Here is a 229-nt window from a genome sequence, read left to right on the forward strand (position 1 = left end):
CTTTCGCCAGTGAGGGGTAGAAGCATCCCTCGCGACTTGTCACGCATTCCCCCAGTCTTGGCAAAGATTGGGGGAATTCTCATTCCATTAACCCCCCTCAAGCAACAGTTAATTGAATCGGCGCGCCACTCCTATCCCGATATTATTCCTTGGAAGAATGATACAATTTCTCTCGTTTAAACGATTTTAATTTCACTCAGTGACCCGCTTTATTCACGACCAATTTGCT

General features: G+C 45.9%; 1 protein-coding gene. It reads left to right on the forward strand.

Annotated features, from left to right (window positions below; all coding sequences use genetic code 11):
• Nucleotides 1-180: hypothetical protein (locus tag LKK83_RS00320; RefSeq protein WP_324628754.1), on the forward strand; the 180-nt coding region annotated here is incomplete at its 5' end.
• Nucleotides 181-229: the final 49 nt, after the last annotated feature.

The organism is Phormidium sp. CCY1219, assembly GCF_035615515.1.
Taxonomy (GTDB): domain Bacteria; phylum Cyanobacteriota; class Cyanobacteriia; order Cyanobacteriales; family Laspinemataceae; genus CCY1219.